Source organism: Lactobacillus sp. C449L, assembly GCF_059900815.1.
Genome location: NZ_JBWXGA010000179.1, coordinates 1 through 470, shown reverse-complemented (window position 1 = coordinate 470; position 470 = coordinate 1). Strand labels below are relative to the sequence as shown.

The window sequence follows — 470 nt, the reverse complement described above, 5'->3', positions numbered from 1 at the left end:
GGTGTAAAGGAGAGGGGATGACAAATGACATTACTCCAAGTAAATGATTTAAAGGTCTTTTACCCGATTCGGGACGGTTTCTTTAGAAGAATCGTCGACTACGTACGTTCCGTCGATGGTATCACCTTTGAACTGCATGAAGGGGAAACCTATGGTTTGGTCGGTGAGTCCGGCAGCGGAAAGTCAACGACCGGAAAGGCCATCATGGGTTTAAGCAAGGCTGCCTCCGGTGAAATCCTGTTTGGCGGTAAAAATATCGCAAAGCTTAGCGGTAGCCAGATCAAGCCGCTTCGCAAGGATATCCAAATGATTTTCCAGGATCCATATTCTTCCCTTAACCCTAAGAAGAGAGTGCTCGACATAATTGCTGAACCGCTGCGAAATTTCGAACGCATGTCATCTGCTGAAGAAAAGAAAGTCGTACAAAATTATCTCGAAAAAGTAGGCTTGAGTCCGGAATCGATCTACAA

The 470-nt window shown here is 45.5% G+C and carries 1 protein-coding gene; it reads left to right on the top strand.

Annotated elements, in window-relative coordinates; translation table 11 throughout:
- Positions 1–24 precede the first annotated feature (24 nt).
- Positions 25–470: ATP-binding cassette domain-containing protein (locus AC2JF9_RS08910; protein ID WP_500727048.1), on the top strand; the 446-nt coding region annotated here is incomplete at its 3' end.